Below are 23080 nucleotides of genomic sequence, written 5' to 3' on the forward strand. Positions count from 1 at the left end.
TCTCCACAAAGGAAAGAAACGCCTGCCATTCCCATCCAGACGCCTCACTCAAACAACCAGTCCAGCCCAGAGTCCCCAGAACGAGGAGAACGACTCCCCTGGGTCCCAGAAACCTCTGGAGAAACACCTTTCCTGTTCTCCCTTTCCGCTTTATCGCCTTTGTCCCCACTGCCCTCGCCCTTAGCCTTTTCCACCACCATTTCGGCACCTTTTGCGCTTTCGCCTTCTGACTGGCTATCCCACAGGTATTCTACCACAGCAGGCAGTTTCACACTCTTTATTCCCTTTCTTTGGGTGTTCTTGAGAGGCATTAGTTCCCTCACCCTTGGGGCCTCGGGGCCGAAAATTTCCTTGAAAGCTCCCTCGGGGATGGTAAGGGTAGCTTCTTCAAAGTAGGCCAAGGGAAGGTCTACCTGTTCCCCCAAGCCCTGTATGTGTTCGCGATGCTTCTTTACCCAGTCCACAAGCTTCCATGCCAAACCTAGGCGCTCCAATCCCCTTACCGTTTCCACCGGAAGAACTTCTAACCCTTTGGGCGTGATGGCAATGGCCTTCTCGTTCTTCTCAAAACGCACCCACCCTTGCCTCTTCCACTCTGGGAAGAAGGGAGGTGTACCCAGGGGTTCCGGTAAGGTTTCCCGGTTCACCTGTACCTTGGTCAACTCCAGGGTGTGAGGGTTCCTTCCCAGGTGTACCCGGTACTCTCCGTTTACCACAGCTTCCGCCCACTCTCGGAAGCGGACCAAAGGAGTGGTTTCTTCTTCGGAATCCACAGGGAAGAGGTGTTTTTCCACCTCTGCCATGACTTCATCGGGTTGTTCCCGCAAAGCCCCTAAGTGTTTCCCATAAGGGTAAAGAGGATTGCGGTGGCCTCCTATTTGCGGTTCATCCACCCGGGGCAACCACACTTTCACCGGGTAGATTCCTGGACCAAAGACGAGTCCTTGGCCCTCCGTAAACTCGTTCATCTCCATAGGAGCCAGGAAAGGACGGGCCACTTCCTTCTCTGCCACCTGAAGCCGTGGATCAAAGATAGGTATGGCTCCCTTCCACCCCTGAGCTACCGTGCGCTCGTAAGCGGTGGTCTGCCCCAGGAACTCAGACAGGTAAATGCGGTCCTCAATGGATATGGCGTAGGGAAAGATTACCCAGTGCCCCAGGTTGTTCAAGATGGCCTTGAACTCCGGCTCCCCGTAATCCTTGATCCCCTGGTGCAGGTTTTGCAAAGTGAGAATGTAGGCGATACGCCTCTCCCGCACCGTCGCCAGCATCACGTCCATCCCCGGCAGATAGCCCAGGTTCGCCCACTCGTCCAGGTAAATGATCACAGGCACCGGGCACCGCCCCCCATGGTTCCGAGCTTCCCGCAAGAGCGTGCGGTTGATATACCGCACAATCATCTGCAAGAAAACCTGGCCCACCCCTTCCATCAGCTGGTCCTGCGGTATGCCAATGTAGAAAAAGGTGGGCTCCCTAGCAATCCGGGCAACATCGATTTCCTCTTCCTCCCCTCCCCTCCCCGTGGCCCTCTCCAAGCGAGGGTCATCAAAGGGCTGTAGCTTCCCCAGGAGACCCGCAACTAGCCCCGTCTTTTGGTTAGGGGTGAGGTCCAGGAAAAATCCGATCTCTTCCTTGGCCCGGTCATCCCCCAGGCTTTCCACAAACTCCTCCACCGCCTCCGGTCCTCGCTTCAGCAAACGCACCAAGCGCCCCAAAGAGCCGGAACCTACGGTGGCTTCCAGCCGCAACAGCGTGGAGAGGATGGCCCGTTCCTGATCCTTGTAGTAGGTCATGGCGGTAGCCCTTTGGTCGACGGGAATAATCCCCTCGGCGATCTCCATAGCCACCAAAGGGTCCGCGGCATCACGAAGCAGGGGAAGTTTCTTGGAGCCCAGGGTGTAAGGCAGGAAAAGCTCTATCCGGTGCCCGGCGTTTTCAAAGAGGGGGATAAACCTGGGAAACCCCTGGGTGTTGGGCCACTTCAAGTCCACTACCACCACGCTGTTGCCGTCTAAGGCGTCCATCACCAGATTGGGTTCGTAAAACCGGGAAGTTTTCCCCGCCCCCGGCTGACCCAGGACCAGGGTGTGGGCAAAGCGGGTCCTGCTGGGGTACCGCAGGGGCCTACCCTCGTACAGGCCCAGCCACCCACTCCTTTCTCTGCCGTGAAGATACCGCCCCAGGTCCGCTTTCTGGGCATAACGGGAGGTGCCAGGAGCTTTCCTGGGTTTTTCGCTCATCTTAGCCCTTGCCAGGGCAGCCAAGGGCACCAAAGGGAGAAGGTAGTAAGGGAGGTTCTCGTCAAACCCCGAAACCACCCTTTCCTGATACCACCGATTGCATGCCCGGTCCCCCAAGCACCGAACAAGGCTCACTCCTCGCGCATTGAGTTCCTGTGTGGCCTGGATCACCCCCCGGACAAAGGTCCAAATCCCGTATCCCATCCCCAAAAGGATGGCGAGAACGCTTAGGAGAAACACCAAAAGCCACCTTCTCCGAGCCGCTTCGTCCATGGCGCTAAATCCTCACCGCAGAAGCTACCCGGTTCAAAGTGATGGAAACGCCAATCAGTATCCCCAGGATGGTCAGAAGGTACATGAAGATGCCCACAACGCCGGTTACAATCCAGCTGGCAAGGGAAGTCAGCATGTTGTTCAGCGGGGCCAACACGGTATTCATGGCGTTGCCCACCGCTTGTGCCGCACCGGAAACTGCCCCGGCAAACCACTCCCTGATGTCATCCCACTTCTTTTGAAGCGTGTTCTGCGCAACCTGGTTTTCCACCTGGTTGCCGTAGTTTTCCACCTCACTCCGTAGCTGGGCAATAGCCTGCCGTTGCTGTTGCCGCACAGATTCCGCCTCTGCCATGATCTGTTGCAGCTGTTGCTGCATTTGCGCCACGCTTGTGTGCTGTAAGAGGCGAAGAGATGCCCCAAGGACCACAGGAGCAACGATGCCCAGCAATAACCCCGAAAGGTAAAGGGAAAGGACGGCCCTGAAAACGGCTGGTACACCCAGAGCCATTGCGGTAGCGGCCAGCGGGAGAAGCACGATGGCGAGGTAGACCATGACCCCGGAAAGCATCATCGCTCCCACATAGGGAGCCGTAAGCAGAAGGGCCCCCTGCCCCATTTTGCTTACACTCGTCTTGACCGCTTGGTATGCTCCGGCTCCTCCTATACCCCGAGTGGTGCCCCCTAGCTCCCCCTTGGCTACCGTGCTTGCCCTCACAGCCGCTCGCGCCCCCGCCAGTCCCCCGCGAAAAACATTCAGCGCAAAGCCTCCCACAGCAAAGCTTCCTATGGCAACCAAAGCATTGCGGACTGTGTCCCGAATGTCCAGCAGGGCTTGCCCCACACTGTCTGCAACCGGCCCCAAAGCCCTCTGGGCAGCCACCCGGTGCCCGTTTCGCCAAGCGTCGTAGAGGGAACTCTTAAAGGCGGCCCCTTCTGGACGTGTAGCCAGATTGAACAGCAATAGGGCCACCATGGCCCTTACGAAAACGGCTTGCGCCGCCATCCGGTTGCCCCACGCGAACAGCGCCAAGGCCCACACGAAGGCAAAAACAATTGCCGCCCCTGCCGCTCCCGTGAACCACCCCTGAAGCCCCATTCCTTGTACGGTAGCGATAAACTGGCCGATGAAGTAGCTGTAGTCAGGAATACCCGGAAGGTTCATCCTTCACCCCCTACCAAGAGAGACTTCCCCCGTCGGGGAGGTTATCCGCCATGTCCACCAACGACTGAAAACGCTCTCCCAAAACCCTCAGTTCGTTTTCCGCTTCCCTCGCTCCCTCCTCAACGGCTACCGCATACGCCTGTAGCTCGTACTCGGCTTCGCCCGAATCCTTTTCCGCAAGAGCGGCGATCTCGTCGTACAACCCCACCAAGGACCCATTGGTGTAAAGCTGCGCCTGAACCTGCTTTTGCAGGAAGTCAACCAAGATGGGACTCGTGGCCGCCTGGAGCCTCAACAGGTACGAGATCCCCTCTACGGTAGCCTCCATAACTTCTCTCGTTGATGCCGCCGTTTTTGCCTTATCCACCAGCTGATCCGCCACACCTGCTCGCACCACCCCTCCCGTGGTCTGCTCCGCCTCCTTTGGTGTGACCACTTTTGTTACCAAGCTAGTTAGCTCCCCTATCGTCTCGTTGCTCTTTTTCAGTTCCTCCGAAAGGTTGGACGTGGCCTGTATGGCCGCCACACGCTTCCCGATGTCCTTGACCTCCTCCAGGTAGTCCCCCAAGAAACCCCCCGCGATAGTGGGGTTGCTCTGGGCTTGTTGGACCAAAAGGTCAGGGGGGCTCCCTGTGGGATACCGTCCCGTTAGGGGTATATGCCTCACCTTTGCATCCTCTAGCATCGCCCTGGCAATCGCTCTTCGCAAAAGCTGCGGTGCCCGCCTTACCTGCTGAGCGGCATCGGCGATTTGGTCCACAAACTGGTTCACCCCCGGTCCTATGTACCACCCCAAGGACTGCATAAAGCCCTCAATGACACCTATGCCTGCTTGGATGGCAAAGTCCTGCACATAGTCCTGGAAGTTCTCCGCTATCCAGCGGAAGTTGCCGTACACGCTCCTCAGGGTGCAAATCCAGTCCCAGTTACCGCCAAAGTTGAAGTCATAGGTAGCGCTGCAAGCGCTATTGAGCACTCCCCCAAGGGTGTCCCAGAACCCGTTGGCTTTTGCTGGAAAAGCTCCTGGGACAAAGGTCAGGACTGCTCCCACAAGAATGGCTTTCGCTCTCATGCTTCCCCCCGAGCTAGGGCTAGAACGGCATCTTTCGGATTCCCGTAGCGCTTGACAGCCTCTTCTCGCCTCCTTTTGTCGTTATTGTCTGTTGTGTAGCTCCAGTATTCCAGGGGAGAAACCCTTACTCTCAACACGCCCCCCTCGAGGCCCGTTCCCGTCCTGAGGACTACCAGCACATCCGAATACTGCCCCTTTTTGTATTCCAGCTTCTTGTAAACCTCTTCAATGGCTCGCTCAGGTATGCCAAAAAGCTTCATGATGTGTTCCTCCTGTTCCGAGGCCCGGAGAAGGTAGTGATAGTACGTGTTGCTCACGATCCCTTGGGCATACCCCGAGGTAAAGTCCTTCAGTTCCTGCGTGATGGCGTAAATCGCCGCTCCGAAGGTCCGGCTCCGCCGGTAAAGGTTCTCCACCACCCCCGCCCCGTACTTGTTCTTCAAAAGCGCCCACGCCTCGTCTAAAACCACCAGCTTGGGCCCCTTCTTCTTGGTAATCTTTTTCCAAATGAGGTCCGAAATGAGGAGGAGGCCCACCTGAGTCAAGGGGCCGTCGTTTCCCAGCCTGCCCGTTTCAAAGTAGACCACCTGGTTGTCCAGGTTCACCTGGGAAGGGCGGTCAATGAGACGCCCGTACACGGAGTCTCCCGTCCAGTTGTCCAGGGCCAGGGCAAGGCGCTGGGCGATTTCCTTCTCCGAGGGGCCCATGGGTTTGCCGTTCACCTGTTCCATGGTGCGGAGCTTGCGCACCACCGTGGAGAGGGTAAAGGGTTCCAGGTACTTCTGGCCCCTTTCGTCCTCCTGCTGCTGCATCAGGTAGGTCTGCTCCACGGCGGCCATCCAGATGGCCTCCTCTACCATGGCCTCCTGTTCGTTCAAGGGAGGAGGTATCATGGCCCGGAAAATAGCCCGAATCAGGTCTCTCTTTTCTTCCGAGGGAAAAAGCTCCCCTTCGGACAGCTCAAAGGGGTTGACGCTGGTGCCCTCTACGGGGTCCATGACCACCACGCTCCCTCCTAAAAGTTCCACCAGGAACGCGTAGTTGAAACCCCGGTCCACGATGATGACTTCCACCCCCCGGAGGGCCACCTGACTGATGAGGGACTGCACGAAAAAGCTCTTACCCGATCCGCTTCCCCCCACCACAATCCCGTGCTTGGCCGGGAATCGGTCAGAAAACAGGTCAATCTTTACTGGTACGCCCCCTGCTCCCTCATAGATAGCCATCGGCCTGTCCAAACCCCTCCAGGGGGACCACGTGGGCATCAAGTCTGCGGCGTTGTCTTCCAACAAAAGGGTCTTGTAGTACGGCACCTTGCCCGAACCCGGCGATAGGCTCACCCACGCCTCAAAAAAGTCGGCCACAGGAATACCTCTAGCTCCCCCCACCTGAGCAAAACGCCCCCTCGCCGCCGGTATCCTTTTTTTCAAATCTCGCAAACTCTTTTCGAGAAGGACCAGGTGCAGGCTAGTTTCAAAAAAGTGGCGGCTTTCCCCCTGGGCTCTCTTTAGTGCCTCTTCGTAGTTTTGTGCTTTGACAAACACCGAAGGGTCCACCACCGTGTCCGAGCGGGCCATGGCGCTAGCCGTGCGGTGCCCCGTGCTTACCTTACGGACTTCCCTCTCCCAAGGCTTGTGGTACCAATCCGCTATCAGGTAGAACTCCCCTTCGGTGCGCAAAAGCGCGTCCGCGATCCCAGGCCACGTGGAATCGGGGGAGGAAGCCATGGCTACACCGCCCACCCACCGCTCTCCCAAGCGGATGTAAAAGGGGTAAGCGTTGTCCACCTCCGTTTGCGCCACCTGTCGGGTCAACCCCCGGTAGTCAGGCGTCCCGTAAGGGGCCCTGGCCCTCGGAGGCTCGTACTCCGGGGTGGGCTTGTCTGGGTTGAACCACCGCCACAAGGTCTCAAAGAGACGCTTGTCGTCCGCCGGTACAGCCTTGATCCCCGCCCCTGCCAGCTGGACCACCACCTCTTCCCGGTACGCCAAGGCGAGGTCTTTGGCCTCCTGGTACTCCCGCTCGGAAAACATTCCCCGTATCCTCCCTCGAGGAGGGGTCAGGGACAAAAACCCGTAGTACCGCCAGGTGCGCAAAACCCCGGCTTCCGCGAGTTTACGGAAGAGTTTGACTTTTTCTCCAAAAAATAGCTTACCTAAGGGGTGAACAAAAGTGGCCTCTTCCTTTTCTATTTCTTGCAGGTAGCCCTCTGCTTCTTGCCTGGCTTCCACGAGTAGGCGGAACCGTTCTCCCTCAGGCACCGTGAGCCGTAAAAAGGTGGCAAAGCGCTCAGCGAAGTCCAGGAGATCCCGATCCGAAAAGAGGAGCATGACCGGTAGCTGAAGTTCAAACCCCACCTCCAGCCTTCCCTCTCGGGTAAAAAAGATGCCGTCCTCCAACTCCCAATGGGGAAGCTCATCGGCCAAGGGCAAGGTCTTCGTACCCAGAACGCTCATTGACCACCTCCGGTTCGGCAAGCCCAGCCCGAGAAAGTGTCAACGGAACCTCCCTCTGCGGCTCCGAAGGATAGTAGACATCCGCCTTCGTAATGAACCGAATAAACCGCCACCCCACCCCATACCCGTAGTTGTCATTCACCCAAAGGCTCACCTTGTAAACCAGCACCACCGCAGCAATGGAAACCAGTCCTCGTATCCAAATGTTCGCCACCAAAATCTGTACCACCTGAAGGGCCAAAAATCCCCCAAACAAAGAGGCCATCACCACCCCCAGGGGAAGCCCAAACAGGGTCAGGCTCGTGTCCAAGCGCGGTACCTTACGCCTGATCCGCTCCCTCTCCACCTTACCCCCCTCCATCAACACATGAGGGGAGGGAAAGCACCCCCCCTCCCCTCACGTTCCTCAACCGCCTCAACTTCTTAGGCGCACCCTGTTGCTCCCAAAATAGCGTTCCCCAAAGCCTTGGCCGCCAAGAGCAAAGCACCCCCCGCAATGGCCGTGATGATGAGCCCCATGGAGTTCCGGTTGCCGATGATAAGCCCACCAAATCCAAGGGCCAGCATGATGATAGCCAAAGCCGCCCCAAAGGGTCCCGTGACCGCATCCACAACTCCACAAATGATGCCCTGAATGCGGTTCATGGGCCCCGCCAGGGGGTTGCTACCTCCACCGCCGCCCGCCAAAGCCAGCTGGGTCCCCATCGCCATCAAAACCCCAACCGCCATCCCAGGGGACAGCCTAAAAACCCGCAACCAGTCCTTCAGCCACATCTTCACCTCACTTTCACAACACAGTTTCTCCGTTTCTACCTCAGTTGTCAATACCCCCAGCTGTGAGGTAATATTCTCTCGTGGAAAAGGAAAGGCGAGTGGACAGGGAAGCGATCAAATCAGCGCTCAAGGCAAAGTACCCGGATATGCCTGAGCCGGGAACGGCACCTTGGACGGAGTTTCTAAGGAAGCTGAAGGAGTCGGCTCCCGAGGACTACCGTTCGGCGCTTCTCCTGGGAGGAGGGGTAACCCAAGCCCTTCAGAAAGAAATCCAACGGGCTCAGCGCCGGGATGCTCTAAGAAATCTCTTCACCCGTTTTTTCCTCAGGGATCACCCCACAGGAAAAGTGCCAGACAAGCGCAAGATCGGCCTCCTGATCTTCCTCCTCGTAGGAGGACTCTTCAGTGCAGCCTTCTTCCTGGGGAACTCCCCCAAAAAGGAGGCGCGAGGGGGGGGACTGGGTGCGGGAGTGGTTTCAGGGCTAGCTTCATCTGGGAACTCTTCGGGGTCTTCGATCCCTAAGGTTTCTGTTTCCCCTCAAGAAGTCCCGGGAAACACCTCTGAGCCGGTCAGTTCCTCTTCTACCTCTGAAGCACCTTCGCCGGGTTCCTCTTCCCTGGGAAGCTCTACCTCGGGAAGCTCCGCCACACCCTTTCCGTCCACGGGTTCTCCTACACAGGGAGAAGGCATGGGAAACGTAGGTCAGCAGAACACCTTAGGTAATCTTCCACCACCTCCTCCTCCGGTGTACGGTGGAGTAGCAGGAGGAACCGTACCTCCTCCACCAGACGCCTCCCTAAGTACCCAAGGTGCACAGGTGGTAGGCCCGCCTCCCATGGTGTTGTATGCCAATCCCGGTATGCCTACAGGGACCGCTTCTTCTCCTCCGGGATTTGCCGGGTCCACACCGCCCCCTTCCGGACCTTCTGAACCTGGGGTGAGTTCCTCGCAGGGTTCAGGAAACACAGGAGAGATGGCTGTTTTCCAAACTCCCCCTGGCGGAATGTTGGTCGTACAGAGCGCTCCTGCAAGCGGTATGCAGGTAGTTAGCGAAACACCCTCCCCTTCTGGAGTAGGGGAAACTCCCACTTCTCCTGTCCCCATGGGTCCCATGGGACCTCAGTTCCCCCAAGGAGGTGGCAAGTGAGATTTCACGCCCTTGCCCTCTTCTTGTTGAGCATGGGTTTGGCCCAAAACCCAGATCCCTGGATCGTTTATCAGCGTCCTTCCTCTCCTCCAGTTCTACCTCCGGCAACACCTCCTGCTTCTTCTCCTCCTTCCGCCGTTCCTGCCCTTCCCTCCAGTCTTCCCACCAACCCTTTGCCTTTTGGGGGCTTGCCCTCTCCTTCCTCTGCCTCTCCACCTTCTGGTGAGACCCCTTACTTACCCGGCACTTTGTTGAAGGGCCGTCTTCTCACGGGGGTCTACCTTGTTCCAGGGAAGTTTGTCCCCGTAGCGGTAGAACTGGAGGACCGAGCGGTGTTGGTGGGTCAAGCGAGGTTTGATCCCACAGGACGCATCTGGATTGACCTGACCACCGCCGTAAAGGAAGGGAGCGTAACCCCTGTTAGGGCAGTGGCCCTGGAGGCCTCCGAAATTACCCAAGGGCTTCCCGCTAAGGTGGGAGAAGAAGCTCCTACCCTGTTAGCCGACCTGGTTCGCGGAGCTTTGGGGGGCATATCCGATTTTGTGAAGGCTTCCCTGGAGGCCACTCAGGTCATCACTCTTCCCGGAGGAGGGCAGGCGGTGCAGCGTTCTACTCCTCCTCTGGAGCTTTTTCTGCTTGCCCGGGCTGCCAACCTTGTAGCCTTACCTCAGGACCAAACGGCCATTATCCGCACGGTGAAGGTGGAACGTGACACTCCTCTCTATGTCCTCTTCCTTTCCGGTTCTGACGCCGGGGCTAGCGAAGAAACTTCGCCTACCCCTAGAAGGTAGGGTTCCTCATTCCATAGAGGTCCCCGCCCATAAGGGCAAGGACCGCCTTGTCCTTTCGCTTTACCTTTCTCCTCAAACAGAGGAACTATCCCCTCCCCTCTTGTACCACCTGGCTCTCACCGCTCAAGCCGTAAGCCTCCTTCAGCCCGAAGTCTGGGAAATCCCCGTGTACGGGGATACCTTCACCCCAGATGCCTACCTCCTCTTCCCTTGGGGGCCAGCCTGGCTCGAAGTGGACACAGGCCATTACGCCCAGGAAGTGGTGAAACAAAAGCTTCGCGCCTTCACGAAGAAAAACCCCCTTTACTGGGCTTCCCCTAACCAGGCTCGCTTGAAGTGGGTACAGAACCTTGCGCATAAGCTGAAAACGCCTCTAACCCCTCTTTGGCTACCTCCTCTGGAATGAACTCCACCTCAGGGTACTCTTTGAGGAACCTTCCGAACCTTCTCTTGGGAGCAGGCAGGAACCAAAAGGTTCCCGCTGTTTGCTTCACGTACCTGGCTATCTTAGTGTAAAGGGCACGGATCCCCGAAGGGGTGTACCCTCCCCACTTGGCAGCCAGGAAGACCTTTTGTTCCGTGGGGCTCTCCAGGACCATGACTTCTCCTATCCGCCCTTTCAAGCGAAATCCCTTCTCTTCCAGTACCTTGACCAGGGCGTACCGCAAGAGGGCATTCCTGGCTCCCTCAGGACTAGGTGTATACCGGGTGAAAGCAAAAAACCCTTCCCGCCCCGTGCGATCGAGCACCAATACTCTTCCCCAAAGGAAACGCTCCTCCCTCAGTCCCGTCACCATCCCCTCGCTCAGCGGTAAGACCCCGAAAAACCTAGCCTGTCCTACAGGATCCCCTTCGTATTCCCGATAGTTCAGCGCGAGAAAACGCCTAGCCACCGCAGACCTCCTAAAAACCACAGGTGTCCCGCATAGAAAGCGTAGAAAAACCACCAGGGCGCCCTTCTGCCTTCCATACGCTCCCGCAAGAGGAAAGCCCACAGGGGTACAGATAGACCCGTCAAAACCATCCCGTAAAGCGGCCACCCCATGAGCAGGGCGCTTCCTCCGTGGGCCACCGCTGCCCAGCCCCATCTCCCTTGGGACAGCAGGTAAGCCGCTATCCCCGTCAGGGGATACTCGGTCAGAAGGCCCATGATCCCTCCCAGCCAAGGACTCTTCCGCACCGCTATCACGCCCGCCAAGAGGGCCACCAAGGCGTTCAGGGGCCACAAGAGGGGAAAACCGAAGGCCAGCGCATACCCCGGCTGGGCTAGAAGCCCGAACACCCCTAGCCGCCAGAGGTACTTCCCCGTGGGCACCCCGTGGGAGAGGTTGCCCACCAGGAGAACGAGAAACCCACCGAACACCAGCCTCCCCGGCAGCCTGCCCCATCCGGAGGGGTCCACCTGGTAGGCCAGGTGGTCCACCACCATGAGGCCCACCAGGACCCACTTCGCCCCCTCGAGGCTCACCGGACAACAACGGAAAAGTACCCTCGCAACACCGCTACCACTTCCGGGCTTTCCACAATCAGCCACACCACCCTCCCGCGCTCCATCTTCCTAGCCAGAAAAAACCGCCCGTCAGCCAGAATGAACATCCCGCTGAAAGGCGTCCCTCCTAACCTCACCACCCTCGCCCCTTGTGCCCATTTGGGAGGAGCTTCCGTCCCTAACACCAAGGTCACCTTTTTGGTCCGCAAAGCTTCTCCGACCTGTTCGGGAGGAAGTCCTACCACAAAAGCCTCTCTCACCCGGTTCACCACAAACCAGTACGCTTGGTCTTCGTCCACTTCCCTCACTTGAGGTATACCCTGAGCTACCGCTAATCCCAACCAGATTGCTATCCAGAACAACACAAAAGCCCTCACCGCACCTCCTCCTCCCGGCGGGAAGCGTCCGCCACATACCGGGTGGCCAGGTTCACCACCAGGGCCACCTTGCTGGACACCGGACCGTCAAAGGTCAGCCAGAGCCAGCGGTCCGGGGTGGAGTACCCGGGGGCGAACAGGTAGGGGCGTCCCCCGGACCACACCAGGGGCAGGCCCAGGATCACCCGGGCCAGCTCCGGGCTGTCCCGCTCCCCCCCACCCCCACCACCTTGAAGAGGTTGGGGTCGTTCAGAACCTTGAGTTTTTCCTTCAGCTTCCGGGCCGTGCCGCTGTCGGTCACCACGTAGGCCCGGGTGATCTGCATCCCCCCAGGGGGGCAGGTGTAGATGGGCACCCCCCCGTAGGAGATGTTCTGGCAGGCACCCCCCTTGGCCACGAGGACGAGGTAGTCCAGGATGGCCTCCACCCCGGCCCCCGAACCCACGACCATGATGTCCCCCCGGTTGAACCCCTGCAGGACCTCGTTCCAGGAGGCGGGGTAGAGCATCTCGTCCGGGAAGCCGCACATCTTCAGGGTCAGGCAGAGGACGCACTTGGTGACCTTGTACACCCCCCGGAGGACCAGGCTGGGCTGGCTGAAGTCCAGCTGGGAGAGGCTTTGGGGGTTGCAGCTCATCACCGCCCCCACCTGCTGGAGGTTGTTGCTGATGCCTCCCCAGTCCAGCCCCGCAAGCCAGTCGAACTGGGCCAGGGCCGGACTCAGGGCCACCGCTAGCGTCAAAAGGAACCGCCTCATCCTTTCACCTCCCCAAAAGGGGCCGGTACAGGGCCGAAAGGTCCGGCCCAATCCCCCCCAGGTCCCCCAGCACCTTGTAGGGGGTGCCCTTGACCCCGGGCACCTCGTACCCCTCGGGCACCGAAACCCAGCGCCAGTGCGTCCTTTCCGCCACAAACGGCAGGGTGTAGGGGGCCACCCCCAGGGGTTGGGCGGGGCCCTCCAGGGGCGGGGAGGGGTAGGCCAGGGCGCAAGGGGGGCAGTACTCCACCCGGATGTCGATGGTGATGGGCACGTGCCAGTACACCACGAGCCGGGACAGCTGGCTCCAGGCCCAGCCCACCCAGTTGCTGGCGTTGATCTGGCTCAGGTCGATGTTGCGGATGTCCGGGATGTTGGTGGCCTCCAGGAGGTTCATGGCCTGGAAGAAGGCGGTGTACCCGAAGGCCTCGTAGACGGGAAGGGAGGAAGGGGGAAGCCACCGCTTGGCCTCCTCGAACTTCCAGAGGCCCGGGGACTCCTTCGTCCCCTTGATGGGCTCGTTCTGGGGCCGGTTGCCCATCAGCTGGGCCACGTCGTTTCCCACCTTCACCGCCCAGTCCACCTTCATCAGGGCGTTGGCGGCGCAGTCCGCCACCTGGTCCAGGCTCCCCGTGCATTCCTTCAGGACCGGTATCCCCTGGGTCAGGGCGCGCAGGGGGCTTTCCACCAGGCGCACCAGGCCCTGCTTCAGGGTGTCCGCCAGCCCCGGGATGCCGTAGAAGGCCCGGGAGTTGTACAGGGTCCTCGCCGAGCGGTAGAAGTGCACATGGTAGTAGACCTTCTCCACCTCGCTCCCCGCCTTGTCGATGAGCCCCTTGTAGGTGTTCCACATGCCCTCCAGGGTGTTCCAGAGGGCCTGGGGGTCCCGGGGCACCAGCTCCGTGTACACCGGGGCCACCACCGCCCCCCCGTTCAGGAGGTGCCCCTGCCAGGGCACGGGGAGGTACACCTTGGGGGCTCCCAGGTTCTGGAAGCTGTTCAGGCCCAGGGAGGAGAGGAAGCTGGCGGGGTCATTGGGCCTGGGTTTCAGGAGGATCTCCGCCACCTCCCGGAGGTACTCGGGGTAGTACTTCTGCCAGGCGTGCTCCATGGCCGCCCTCACCCGGGCGTCGGCGGCGTCCCAGTTGAACCAGAGGGGCCTCGAGGGGTAGCCGGGGGTGCGGAAGACCTCCCACCCCTGGATCACCACCTTGAACCCGGGGATGTACATGACGGGCAGGATTTCCAGGCCCAGGCCGTCGCAGAAGTCCTCCTTGGGGATCTGGGGGACGGGCAGGTACCTGTCCAGGCTGTGGAGCCCCGCGGAGGCCATCTTTCCCGGGTCAAAGGGGGTGAGCTTGCCCAGCATGGCGGTGTCCAGGCTCTCGGAGGGGATGTTCAGCTTTACCTCCGGCAAGGGGGGGTTCAGGTCCGGCCCCCTCAGCCCGAACCCGCAGTAGGCCAGGTAGAAGGCGGGGTTGTTCAGCTGGGTGATGACCCGCCAGTAGTACCGCTCCTCGAACCGCTGCCAGGCCTTCCGCAGGTCCCGGGCCACCTCCCGGGTGGCCTCCAGGCTGGACAGGGGCAGGCGGAACTCGTGGGCCTGGGCCTCCGCCCAGGGGAGCCGGTCCTTGCACTGGTTGGGGTCCTTCTGGGGGTCGCACGGGCCCTTCTGGTAGTCCCGCCATCGGTCCTTCCTCAGCACCTCCAGGTAGGGCCACCGCCCCTTCAGCACCTGCTCCAAGCGGTAGTCAGGCTGGGAAAGCAGGTACTTGGTCCAGTCCTCGTACTTGGGCCCCGGGGCCTGGGCCAGGGCCAGGGCGAGAAAGGGTAGCAGAGCCAGCCCGCGCATCCGTCACCTCCCCTTGATCTGGCACCACTGGGCCAGGGGCTTGTACCACTCCTGTGCCTCGGACCTGCCCGTCTGGGCGTAGGGGTTGCGGTCGGGGAGGAGGCTGCGGGTGATGTAGGTCACGTAGGGGTCCCCCTCCACCGCCTCGATCTCCTTGCCCTGGGGCATCAGGTACCCCTCGAGGCCCGGTATCCGGTACCGCTTGCCCTCCGCCGTCACGAAGCCCCCCGGCTCCACCGGGCGGTCGTTGTCCGCGGCCAGGCGCCAGGTGACCTGCCAGCGGGAGAGGTACCAGTACGCCTGCCAGGAGGTGATTTGAACCGTGGCCTTCCAGGGATAGAGGTCTGCAGTATAGGAGAAGGAGTACGTTTCCATTTCCCCCCAAAACACCTCCCTTACCGTGACCCTGGCACGACCCCGGTCCTGGTTCTGGCCGTCCCTCACCCCGCACCCATAGACGGTATCCGGGTAGTTGCTGGAAAGGACAGAGCACCCCCTGAACCAAAGGGTTTCCGGGCCTCGCCCCACGTCCGCCACAAAGGTTCGCCCCTCAGGACTCGAGTACCAATACTGGCTGAACGCACCGGTCCTCCCCACCGTTTGGGTCGTGTCCAGGCTCCAGGTGGTGGTGGCTTGGGCATACACCTGGGCGTAGCCCCGGTTCCGCCCCTGGGTGTCCGTAGCGGGCTCCACCCGGGTCCAGGCGGTGGGCGGGGGCGAGGGGAGGATGATCCGCACCTCCTCGGTACCGTTTCCCAGATCGAAGGTGTCGGAGCCGCTCCAGTCCCTCCCGTAGGTCCGGTAGCCCACATACCCCACCCCGCCCAAGGCGGTCTCCTTGAACTCCACCCGGGCCTTCAGGTTGGCCTGGGAAATGCACCCGTACAGGTAGGCCCGGGCCTCGGGCAGGCCCTGCACCGCGGGCACCAGGGCCAGGGTTTGGCCCAGGCAGTCCGGTCCGTCGGGCCAGTCGGGCCGGTCCACCAGGTACCGCCCCGCCATGGCCGCCCCCTTCTGGCTGGCGTTCTGGGGGGGCCAGATGACGGCCAGGCTGTCCTTCTTGTCCAGGGAGGGCTTGGGCAGGACATGGAAGCGGCTGTCGTTGCGGTACGTGGTAGGGCAGTAGCTCTGGGCCGTGCCCTCGGGCACCACAAACCGCACCGGTCCCCCCACCCGGGCCTGGTACTCCTGGGCCAGCTGGAAGGTCCAGGGGGACACCTCCGGCACGAAGACCCACAGCTCGCTCCCCCGCACCTGCCTCCCGTAGAAGGCCCTCAGCTTCGCCATGGAGTCGATGAGGGTCTTCCGGGCCAGGTCCCGGTCCTGGGGGCCGATCCCGGCGAAGATGCTCCCCCCGGAAGGGGGCCGGTAGCCCTCCATCCCCGGGTAGCGGTAGCGCTCGGGGCTTCCCCCTGGGGGCCTGGCGGTGAGCCACCCGCCCGTTTCCACGGGCACGGGGTTGTCCGGGCTGGGCTGCCAGGTCTTGGTGCCCTGGGGGGGCCAGACCGCGTACTCCACCCGGTAGCGGTAGGGCTGGCTGTTGTAGTACTCCGTGGTCACGCCCGCCTTACCCCTGAGCCGGTTCTGGCTGTCGTAGAGGTGGTAGACCTGCCCGCTCGGGTAGCTCCCCGGAACGAACCCCTGAAGGGCGAAGGTGTCGCAGCCTCCCACGCAAAGGTAAAGCCTGCCGTTCCAGCCCAGGGACTGGTAGACCGTCCCCTGGGTGGGGTTGGTCCCGCTTTCCAGGTAAAACTCCACCCGCACCCGGTAGCCCTCCTGGGCGTTGCCCTCCAGGTAGCCCCGCACCTCCGTGGTGGGCCTGGGGCCGTCCAGGAGCCCCACCTGGGCCAGGGCCAGGCCAAGAAAAAGGAGAACCGCTGACCCCCGCATCACCGCTTCCCCCATCCGTGAAGAGCAGGCGGACGAACCCAAAGCTCACCAGAATCAACCCTGTCCAGAACCAATGACCGCCCAGGGGCAGAAACCCTGCCCCCACAAAAACCTCGGGAAACCTCCATACCATCATGGGTACTGCCTCCCTCTCTGGAACATGGGGTCAATCATCAGGAGGGTCTTCAGGGTGGGCACGATGCCCGTGGGGGTTTCCACCACGGCCAGGCACCGCCTGCCCTCCTGGGTGTCCTTGTAGAGCCGGCAGGACTGGAGGACCTGGTTCCTCTCCTCCTCGGGCACCCCGGGGTAGTCCCGGTCCGAGGGGTCGTAGTACTTGCGGGGGATGAGCCGGTCCAGGAGGAGGTAGTCGTGCCGCCACCCCTTCACCATGAGGAAGGTCTTGATCTCCACCTTGGGGCCGATGTCCGCCCCCCGGCTGTTCTGCCCGCCGAAGCAGAAGGTGATGAACCCCCCGCAGAGCCTGCCCGTGTAGAGGAGGCCGCTGAGGATGCTGGGCACGTCCGTGAGGATCTTGATCTCCCCCGCGGGGTCCGCCCGCTGGCAAATGCCCAGCCAGTTGCAGTCGTAGAAGTACCCCTGGGCCGCCCTGGCCAGGGCGCTCCGCACCGGGTCGTTGAGCTCCTTGGCGTAGGCGTAGGCCCGCATGCTGGCGGTGGCCCGCTTGTGGTCCTCCTGGATGCGGTCGGCCAGGGCCTGCAAGACGGCATCGTAGCTGGTGCCCGCCCTCTGCTCCCAAGAGATGTAGGCGTAGGCGGTCCGCGTGGCGCTCACCACCTGGCTCTTCACCTGCCAGTAGCGGGTGTTGGGCACCTCCTGGCAGTAGCTGGGAGCGGTGTAGGAGGGGGAAACCTGGTAGTACTGGTAGTAGGTAACGGTTTGCCAACTGCTCCCGTTCCACTGCTGGGTGGTGCACTTGAAGTTCGCCCACTGCTCCCGCCAGTAGACCAGGGCCTCGGCCCGGAAGGTGTGCTGGCCGTTGTCCCGGTCGTCCAGTTCACGGGTGCTGGTGTTTACCGAAGGACACCCTTGCACCCACTGGCCTCCGTTCGGCCCCTTGAGGGGAGGGTCGTACCCGGGGGTGCCCCAGGCCACGTCCCTGACCGCCAACTGCCCCCCGGACCAGGACACCCGCACCCAGGCGGTGGCCGAGGGGCTCGTGGTGCCGGCGGTAACGGTGAAGCTTCCCGTCCGGGTCAGGGCGTTGGGGGTAACGGCGAGGCTCAGCTGGGGCATGTACAGGGGAAGCTCCTTGTAGTCGGGGGGCGTCATCTGCACCTGGCAGGTCTGGGCCAGGGTCAGGGAAAAGAGAAAGGCTCCCAAGGCTAGGCTTCGCATACCCACCTCAGGAGCTATTATACCGTAGTCAATCTACGGACCAGATGGGAGTTTGTAGGTAATAGTGAAGGAAGCCGTCTGCCCAGCCTGCACCGCCACCGTACCCCCGGGAGGATTGGGATTGTACTGCATCCCGTTCACCACCACGGCGTAGGCGGTAATCGTGTAGGTACCTGGGGGCAGGGTAAGCACCTGGCTCCGGGTTACCGTCTGGTCCCCACTCGGCCCAGACACCACCACATAGCCCTCGGTCCCCGGAGGAGCCCCCTCAAACAGGATGGAGAGGGCCAGCTGGCCGGTGGTGGGGGACACCTGCACGCTCAGGGTCTGGGTGCGGCTCACCCCGCCCCCCTCGGCTTTCACCACCAGGCTGTAGGTACCCGGGGCCACACTGGCGCTAACGCTCAGGACCAGAGGCACGTCCGTGGGGCCGTTCGGGCTCACGGGTCCCCCGGAAAGACTGAACCCCGCAGGCGGGTTGACCAGGGAGAAGCTGACCTGCCCGCTGAAGCCGTTCTGGGGGCTGACGGAGGCGATGAGGGTGGTGCTCTGCCCCTGGGACAGGCTCACACTCTGGGGGGAGAGGGAGAAGGTGAAGTCCGGCTGGGGCACCACGAGGGAGAAACCTGCGCTGGCGCTGACGCCTTGTCCCTGGGCGGTGAGGGCGATGGGGTAGGTGTCCGGAGCCACGCTGGCCCCCACCCTCAGGGTGAGGGTCGCCTGGGTGGTGCCGTTCACCTGCAGGGTGGTGGGGCTCAGGCTGATCCCGTCGGGTGCGCCCTGCAGGCCGAGGCTCACCTGGCCCTGGAAGTTCTGGGCGGTCAGGGTGGCCCGGAGGGTGGCGGCGGCTCCCCTGGGAACGGTGAGGCTGGCGGGCTCAAGGCTGAGGCTCAGGGACGCTGGCCGGTGCTCGTAGACAATCCGCACCTCCGCCTGGCCCCCCGCCTGCACCTGGACCGGGGAACCGGACACCTGGGGGACATAGGTGTCCACCGGGTCCGCTTCCACGAAGTACACCCCTGCGGGAAGGGTGAGGAGACGGCTCTCAAGGAGGGAAGCCACCGTGGTCCCATTGCCATCCTTGACCAGCACTCGGGCCTCGAGGCCAGAGGGGAGTCCCTCCACACGCACAAGCAACTCCCCTGTGCGAACTTCCTTAGTGTAGGTCACCGTTTTGGAAATCACCCCTCCCGGTGAGAGAACCACCACCTCCTGCGTGGGTGTGGGGACATATCTCTCCCCAGCCCACCCCACAGGTTCCGCCCGTAGCAAGTAGGTTCCGGCAGGAAGGCTAAGCTGCCGTGTGCCTTTGATGGACTGGTCAACCCCCTCTCCAGAGATCCGAACGCTTGCCTCTGCTCCCTGCGGCAGTCCCTCCACCACCACCACTAGAGTCCCCGGAAGGGTATCCCGGTCCAAAGCGTACACCACCCTCACCCGGCTTTCCTTCCCATACTCCACCTTGGCGGGAGAACCCTCCACGGAAGGAACAAAAACCTCCCCCGAGGACAACTGCACCGGATCAGCCTGGACCTCGTACATGCCTTCGGGCAACTCCAGCACCCCAGAAGCCGTCAGGGTTTTGTCCGAAGGCACAACGCGCACCCGAGCTTCCACTCCCGATGGAAGCCCACTCACCTCCACCGCCAACCTGCCGTTCAGAGAACCCTGTACGCTGGTGCACGCTGTAAGCCCTAACCCCAAAAGGCTCAGGGCCAAAAACCACAACCTCACCATTGGTACATCACCCCCACGCCAAACCGGGACACGATAGGACCAGACCCCAACGGGTAGGAGTAAACCCCCTCCGCCACCAGGGACAACCCGCTCAGCAAATCCACCTTGAGCCCAAAAGATCCCTCGCCATAGGTGAAGCCCGGGCCAAAAAACCCACGCCCCAGCCCCAGACCTATCCGGTACCCCACGCCTTCCCCCTCGTGTCGGTAACCCAAGGAACCGGAAAGGTACGGGCCAGGATTGCCCAAGGCCCCCAACAAGCGCACAGAAAAGCCCCCGGAGGTAACGTACTCCCCCACGCCAAACCCGGAACTTAGGCCTGAAAGGTAAAGGCCCACTCCAAACGGCTTGGGCTTGCGCACCCTAGGCACTTCCTCACGAAGCTTCCGCACCTCTTCCCGAAGAGTCTTCAGCCCCTCCTCCAGACTCGTCACACGCCTCTCCAGTGCGGCTAGATTTTTCTCTAGCTCCCCCACCTTACCCAAACTCGCTTCCAAAGCAGCCACCTTGGAAGCCGCTTGGGACAACGAAGAGGAAAGCGCATTCCACCTTTCCTCAAGCGTCCTGCGATCACCCTCCCGAGCTTGGTTCCAGGCTTCCTCCAGGGCTTTGACCTTGGCATCCAAATCACGCAAGGCTCCCGCCAAAGCCGAAAGCTCTTCCCGCTGGTCCTTGAGGGCCTTATACACCAACCCCTCAAGCCCAGAAAGCCTGGCGTAAGCCTCTTGCAGTTGTCTCAGCGCTTCTTCTCCCGCTTCCACCCCCTTGCCCGCCAAGGAAGAAAGCTCATCCCTCAGGGAAGCCAGCCTCCCTTCCATTCCCGTCAGCCTGTCCGCCAAAGTGTTCGTCCCCTGACGAGCTTCCTCCACTCCCTCCTGAAGAGCCTTTACCGCTGCCAAAAGTCCTTTCAGCCGCTCTATGTCCTCCCGGGTAAGCTCCCTCAAGTCCTTCAAGCGATACTGGAGAATCAGCCGCCACAGCGTCACCGCCGCTTGGGCCCGGCTGAACTGCCCGTCAGGACGAAAGGTTCCCTCAGGAAACCCATACAGAAGCCCCTCGTTCGCTAGCTGCTCGATGGCCTCCCTAGCCCAATGCCCCTGAGGAACATCGGAAAACTGCGCCCACCCCAGGGCACTCAAAAGCATCCCCAAGAGAAGAACCCTCCTCATTTCACCTCACCCCACCGCTGGCTCAGCATCACCTCACGACCGCTTCCCACCACCGTAGCCGTCCAAGTAAGCTCCAGAGGAGGGGTTCCCTTCTCCACAAGAAGAGCTCCCCGCTCCGTTTCCCCAGGCATCAGCCGCCCCGGAACCGCCGCTCCCTCACGCCAAAGCAGCCGGAAGCTGTAAGGCCCACCAGCTCCCCGCAAAGAAAGACGAGCCGTGTCCAGGATCACAGGATCCCGTCCCGCGTTGTAGATGCGGTACTCCAGCAACAACCCCTCCCCCGCTCGGGTAACCGTAAACTCCCCCTGCACGGGAAGTGCCACAGGAGAAGAGGCCGCACGTGAAGCCGCAGACTTCTGTTCCGGCAACGGAGGTTCAGGGTTGTCCGCCTTGGGATAACGCACCCGGTAGCGGTACGTGCTGAAGCTCCGCTCGTCAATGACCAGCCGGAGCATGAACACCCTTCCCCCCGCCGTCACCACCAAATCCGTGGTCCCCGCCCGCTTCGTGGGCCTCAGGTAGATGCTGTTGCCAAACACCCGAAGCTCAAACAGGTCCGAACGAGCAGAAACCGCCTGCTCCACCTGCTCGTCCACATCCACCACCGTCAAAAATCCCGGCGTGAGCACCACGATACCCGGACGGGTCATCAAATCCCGCACATCGTAAATCCGCTCCACGTAAGGGCCAAGTTGTGCCAGGGCTATGCTCCAAAGGGCCAACACCCAACCGAGAACGCGCATCACTCCTTACCTCCTCACCGAAAGCGGTAGGTCTTAGCCAAGGTCTTGTCCGCCACCACCACCTCTAGCCTGTATTCCCTGCCATCCCGAAGCATGATCCAGAGCTCCCCCTGCCCCTCCCGAACCAAGGGACGGAGCAGAACCAAGGTGCCTTCCAAAACCGCCACCTGGACATAGGGCCACCCTGTGGCTACATACCTCACCTCCTCCCCAAAACGAAGCACCGTTGTCCCGTAAGGAACCAGCTCCACCTTTGCCGTTACCCTCATGGGCGGGCGAACCCACCCTCCCCCCGCCGCCCAGGCCAAGCTCCCTATCGCCAACACCACTACCCAAAGGCGAAAAAAGGTCATCTCGCAAAGATTATACACCGTAGTTGAAATCTCGTGGATTGAACCTGTGATATACTCTACTTGATCCGAAAGGAGGGGATGATGAGGAAGGTTGTGGCAACCTTGGCAGTGTTCGTGGCTGTGGGAGTCCCCGCTTTACGGGCGTGGAGGGGGGAACTTCCCTTCCCTAACGTGGAAGCGGCTTGGGTTTTCGTCCTGCTAATGGTGGCGGCTGTAGCGATGGCTGCCACCGAAAGGAGGTAGGCGGTGAGGAAACCCGAACTCCCACCCGGTGACCCCCACGTCATCGATGTGGAGTGGAGGGAGATTGAGGAAAGGCCGAGGAAAGGCTTCCACCAAGCGGTCAGGGAATGGGCTCTGACTGTTCTGGTGGTGGCCGGAGCCATCGCTGGCTTCTGGCTGGCGATGGGCATTCTGGCCTACCTGCTGGGTTTCTGATCGCAGAAGCCCACGGACCGCCCTCGACCTCGAGGGCGGTTTTCAGGTTTCCTCATCCAGGGCAAGGGCTAGGAGGTAAAACAGGAAGGCCCCTAGCCACCCCAGGCTTTCCCAAAGGAACCGGATGAGAAAGAAGAAGACCCCCATTCCATGCAACAGGATGGGGGATGAAGCGGGAAAGCGCCTTTAGTTCGCCTTGAGCGTGCCCAAACGGGCCTTGGCCTCCTCGTAGGTGGGGCGGTCCACGGGCGTACCCCGCTCAAAGGCGCTAACGATGGACTCATACACCGTACGAGCTTCCCCCAGCCGTCCTAGGCCCTCAAGAGCCTTCCCCCGCTCTAAAACCACCCGCCAAAGGGCCGGGAGGCTCACCAAGGGGTTCAGCTCTCCACGCCAGGTTTCCCACTCCTTGAAGTAAACCTCCGCTTCCGAGAGGGCTTCCTCGTAGGATTTCGCAGCCACAAGTGCCCGCACCAAGAGTTCCCTCCCCCGAAGCTTCTGGGGGAGCCGGGAACTTAGGCGAAACCGATCGGAAACCGGGGCTGCCTTTTCCACCAGAACCCGTGCATCCCGCACAGCCTTCTCGGGAGTAAAGCGCAGATACGCCTCTGCCCTCCCGTACCCGTACTCCCACACGTCCCTCCCCTGGCGGTCAAAGGCATAGGGGTACAGGGCCCGCAGGCCAAGGTTGAAGTAGCTGGCCGCTACTGAGTAGTCCCCTGAGGCCAGATAGTAGCGCCCGTAGAGGTAGTAGAACTCCGGCCCCACCTCCGCTCCCCGACGCTCTCTGGACAGCTGGTCAAAAGCAATCTCCCTCACCCGAGGATCAGGGCTCACCAAGCGCTCCTCCGAAACCGAAGGCAACGCCGTTCTCTCGCGGTAAATCCCGCTCCCCGGCAAGACCTGACCCAAATCCACCTCGCCTAACGGATTGCCCGTTAGGGTAGGAGCACACCCAGCAAACACCCCAACGAAAACCAGGAAAAAGACCCGCATT

At 61.2% G+C, this 23080-nt stretch carries 23 protein-coding genes; 3 read left to right on the forward strand and 20 right to left on the reverse strand.

Annotation, left to right across the window (positions count from 1 at the left end; all coding sequences use genetic code 11):
- Positions 1-44 precede the first annotated feature (44 nt).
- The 6 genes from EBI04_RS04810 to EBI04_RS04835 form a co-directional block, all read right to left on the reverse strand.
- Positions 45-2513, reverse strand: a complete 2469-nt coding sequence (locus tag EBI04_RS04810; protein ID WP_135256403.1) for a type IV secretory system conjugative DNA transfer family protein — start codon at positions 2511-2513, stop codon at positions 45-47.
- Positions 2514-2517: 4 nt separating this feature from the next.
- Positions 2518-3678 (reverse strand): hypothetical protein, encoded by a 1161-nt coding sequence (locus EBI04_RS04815; RefSeq protein ID WP_135256405.1) that lies wholly within the window; start codon positions 3676-3678, stop codon positions 2518-2520.
- A 10-nt stretch (positions 3679-3688) separates the two neighbouring features.
- The gene (locus tag EBI04_RS04820) at positions 3689-4750 is read right to left on the reverse strand and encodes a hypothetical protein (RefSeq protein ID WP_135256407.1); all 1062 of its coding nucleotides are present in this window, start codon (positions 4748-4750) and stop codon (positions 3689-3691) included.
- Entirely contained in the window at positions 4747-7206 is a 2460-nt protein-coding gene (locus EBI04_RS04825) for a TraG/VirB4 family ATPase (protein ID WP_135256409.1), read from the reverse strand. The genes EBI04_RS04820 and EBI04_RS04825 overlap by 4 nt, the downstream gene beginning before the upstream one ends.
- Positions 7166-7516 carry a hypothetical protein gene (locus EBI04_RS04830; protein ID WP_240695382.1) on the reverse strand — a complete coding sequence of 117 codons (351 nt, stop codon included), beginning with the start codon at positions 7514-7516 and terminating at the stop codon, positions 7166-7168. Before EBI04_RS04830 ends, EBI04_RS04825 begins: the two co-directional genes overlap by 41 nt.
- A gap of 113 nt (positions 7517-7629) precedes the next feature.
- Positions 7630-7980, reverse strand: a complete 351-nt coding sequence (locus tag EBI04_RS04835) for a TrbC/VirB2 family protein (protein ID WP_135256411.1) — start codon at positions 7978-7980, stop codon at positions 7630-7632.
- 1399 nt (positions 7981-9379) lie between these two features.
- Here EBI04_RS04835 and EBI04_RS04840 point away from each other — a divergent pair.
- Entirely contained in the window at positions 9380-9919 is a 540-nt protein-coding gene (locus EBI04_RS04840; RefSeq protein ID WP_206202071.1) for a hypothetical protein, read from the forward strand.
- Between the two features lie 85 nt (positions 9920-10004).
- Here the strand turns inward: EBI04_RS04840 and EBI04_RS04845 are convergent, their stop codons facing one another.
- The 13 genes from EBI04_RS04845 to EBI04_RS04900 all read right to left on the reverse strand — a co-directional run bounded on the left by EBI04_RS04845 (position 10005) and on the right by EBI04_RS04900 (position 21645).
- Entirely contained in the window at positions 10005-10277 is a 273-nt protein-coding gene (locus EBI04_RS04845) for a hypothetical protein (protein WP_135256414.1), read from the reverse strand.
- The gene (locus EBI04_RS04850; protein WP_135256416.1) at positions 10237-10812 is read right to left on the reverse strand and encodes a hypothetical protein; all 576 of its coding nucleotides are present in this window, start codon (positions 10810-10812) and stop codon (positions 10237-10239) included. Before EBI04_RS04850 ends, EBI04_RS04845 begins: the two co-directional genes overlap by 41 nt.
- Entirely contained in the window at positions 10788-11387 is a 600-nt protein-coding gene (locus tag EBI04_RS04855) for a TraX family protein (protein ID WP_135256418.1), read from the reverse strand. Before EBI04_RS04855 ends, EBI04_RS04850 begins: the two co-directional genes overlap by 25 nt.
- A complete protein-coding gene (locus EBI04_RS04860) occupies positions 11384-11785 on the reverse strand; it encodes a hypothetical protein (protein ID WP_135256420.1) in 402 nt (133 codons plus the stop codon). The genes EBI04_RS04855 and EBI04_RS04860 overlap by 4 nt, the downstream gene beginning before the upstream one ends.
- Positions 11782-11970: a hypothetical protein gene (locus EBI04_RS13465; protein ID WP_240695383.1), complete on the reverse strand. Its 189-nt coding sequence runs from the start codon at positions 11968-11970 to the stop codon at positions 11782-11784. The genes EBI04_RS04860 and EBI04_RS13465 overlap by 4 nt, the downstream gene beginning before the upstream one ends.
- On the reverse strand, positions 11967-12542 hold the full coding sequence (locus tag EBI04_RS04865) for a hypothetical protein (RefSeq protein ID WP_240695384.1): 576 nt from the start codon (positions 12540-12542) through the stop codon (positions 11967-11969). The genes EBI04_RS13465 and EBI04_RS04865 overlap by 4 nt, the downstream gene beginning before the upstream one ends.
- A 4-nt stretch (positions 12543-12546) precedes the next feature.
- Positions 12547-14394, reverse strand: coding sequence for a hypothetical protein (locus tag EBI04_RS04870; RefSeq protein WP_135256422.1), 1848 nt, complete (start codon positions 14392-14394; stop codon positions 12547-12549).
- 3 nt (positions 14395-14397) lie between these two features.
- Entirely contained in the window at positions 14398-16284 is a 1887-nt protein-coding gene (locus tag EBI04_RS04875; RefSeq protein WP_135256424.1) for a hypothetical protein, read from the reverse strand.
- Between the two features lie 132 nt (positions 16285-16416).
- Complete coding sequence (locus EBI04_RS04880; RefSeq protein WP_135256426.1) at positions 16417-17643, reverse strand: hypothetical protein; 1227 nt, start codon at positions 17641-17643, stop codon at positions 16417-16419.
- 33 nt (positions 17644-17676) lie between these two features.
- Positions 17677-19248, reverse strand: a complete 1572-nt coding sequence (locus tag EBI04_RS04885; RefSeq protein WP_135256428.1) for a COG1470 family protein — start codon at positions 19246-19248, stop codon at positions 17677-17679.
- Positions 19249-19373: 125 nt separating this feature from the next.
- Entirely contained in the window at positions 19374-20549 is a 1176-nt protein-coding gene (locus EBI04_RS04890; RefSeq protein ID WP_135256430.1) for an S-layer homology domain-containing protein, read from the reverse strand.
- On the reverse strand, positions 20546-21292 hold the full coding sequence (locus EBI04_RS04895) for a TrbG/VirB9 family P-type conjugative transfer protein (RefSeq protein WP_240695385.1): 747 nt from the start codon (positions 21290-21292) through the stop codon (positions 20546-20548). The genes EBI04_RS04890 and EBI04_RS04895 overlap by 4 nt, the downstream gene beginning before the upstream one ends.
- A 14-nt stretch (positions 21293-21306) precedes the next feature.
- Entirely contained in the window at positions 21307-21645 is a 339-nt protein-coding gene (locus EBI04_RS04900) for a hypothetical protein (RefSeq protein ID WP_240695386.1), read from the reverse strand.
- 60 nt (positions 21646-21705) lie between these two features.
- Between EBI04_RS04900 and EBI04_RS04905 the strand changes: the two genes are divergently transcribed.
- Both EBI04_RS04905 and EBI04_RS04910 read left to right on the forward strand, forming a co-directional pair.
- Entirely contained in the window at positions 21706-21888 is a 183-nt protein-coding gene (locus EBI04_RS04905; RefSeq protein ID WP_135256432.1) for a hypothetical protein, read from the forward strand.
- Between the two features lie 3 nt (positions 21889-21891).
- Positions 21892-22083 carry a hypothetical protein gene (locus tag EBI04_RS04910; RefSeq protein WP_135256434.1) on the forward strand — a complete coding sequence of 64 codons (192 nt, stop codon included), beginning with the start codon at positions 21892-21894 and terminating at the stop codon, positions 22081-22083.
- A gap of 186 nt (positions 22084-22269) precedes the next feature.
- Here the strand turns inward: EBI04_RS04910 and EBI04_RS04915 are convergent, their stop codons facing one another.
- Positions 22270-23079, reverse strand: coding sequence for a hypothetical protein (locus EBI04_RS04915; protein WP_135256436.1), 810 nt, complete (start codon positions 23077-23079; stop codon positions 22270-22272).
- Position 23080: the final 1 nt, after the last annotated feature.

This window comes from Thermus caldilimi (assembly GCF_004684245.1).
GTDB classification, from domain to species: domain Bacteria; phylum Deinococcota; class Deinococci; order Deinococcales; family Thermaceae; genus Thermus; species Thermus caldilimi.

Bases quoted from the DNA above. Each gene is read 5' to 3' on its own strand.
- EBI04_RS04810 (WP_135256403.1), bottom strand. From the start codon at position 2,513: ATGGACGAAGCGGCTCGGAGAAGGTGGCTTTTGGTGTTTCTCCTAAGC.
- EBI04_RS04815 (WP_135256405.1), bottom strand. From the start codon at position 3,678: ATGAACCTTCCGGGTATTCCTGACTACAGCTACTTCATCGGCCAGTTT.
- EBI04_RS04820 (WP_135256407.1), bottom strand. From the start codon at position 4,750: ATGAGAGCGAAAGCCATTCTTGTGGGAGCAGTCCTGACCTTTGTCCCA.
- EBI04_RS04825 (WP_135256409.1), bottom strand. From the start codon at position 7,206: ATGAGCGTTCTGGGTACGAAGACCTTGCCCTTGGCCGATGAGCTTCCC.
- EBI04_RS04835 (WP_135256411.1), bottom strand. From the start codon at position 7,980: ATGTGGCTGAAGGACTGGTTGCGGGTTTTTAGGCTGTCCCCTGGGATG.
- EBI04_RS04845 (WP_135256414.1), bottom strand. From the start codon at position 10,277: ATGCGCAAGGTTCTGTACCCACTTCAAGCGAGCCTGGTTAGGGGAAGC.
- EBI04_RS04865 (WP_240695384.1), bottom strand. From the start codon at position 12,542: ATGAGGCGGTTCCTTTTGACGCTAGCGGTGGCCCTGAGTCCGGCCCTG.
- EBI04_RS04870 (WP_135256422.1), bottom strand. From the start codon at position 14,394: ATGCGCGGGCTGGCTCTGCTACCCTTTCTCGCCCTGGCCCTGGCCCAG.
- EBI04_RS04875 (WP_135256424.1), bottom strand. From the start codon at position 16,284: ATGCGGGGGTCAGCGGTTCTCCTTTTTCTTGGCCTGGCCCTGGCCCAG.
- EBI04_RS04880 (WP_135256426.1), bottom strand. From the start codon at position 17,643: ATGCGAAGCCTAGCCTTGGGAGCCTTTCTCTTTTCCCTGACCCTGGCC.
- EBI04_RS04890 (WP_135256430.1), bottom strand. From the start codon at position 20,549: ATGAGGAGGGTTCTTCTCTTGGGGATGCTTTTGAGTGCCCTGGGGTGG.
- EBI04_RS04895 (WP_240695385.1), bottom strand. From the start codon at position 21,292: ATGCGCGTTCTCGGTTGGGTGTTGGCCCTTTGGAGCATAGCCCTGGCA.
- EBI04_RS04900 (WP_240695386.1), bottom strand. From the start codon at position 21,645: ATGACCTTTTTTCGCCTTTGGGTAGTGGTGTTGGCGATAGGGAGCTTG.
- EBI04_RS04915 (WP_135256436.1), bottom strand. From the start codon at position 23,079: ATGCGGGTCTTTTTCCTGGTTTTCGTTGGGGTGTTTGCTGGGTGTGCT.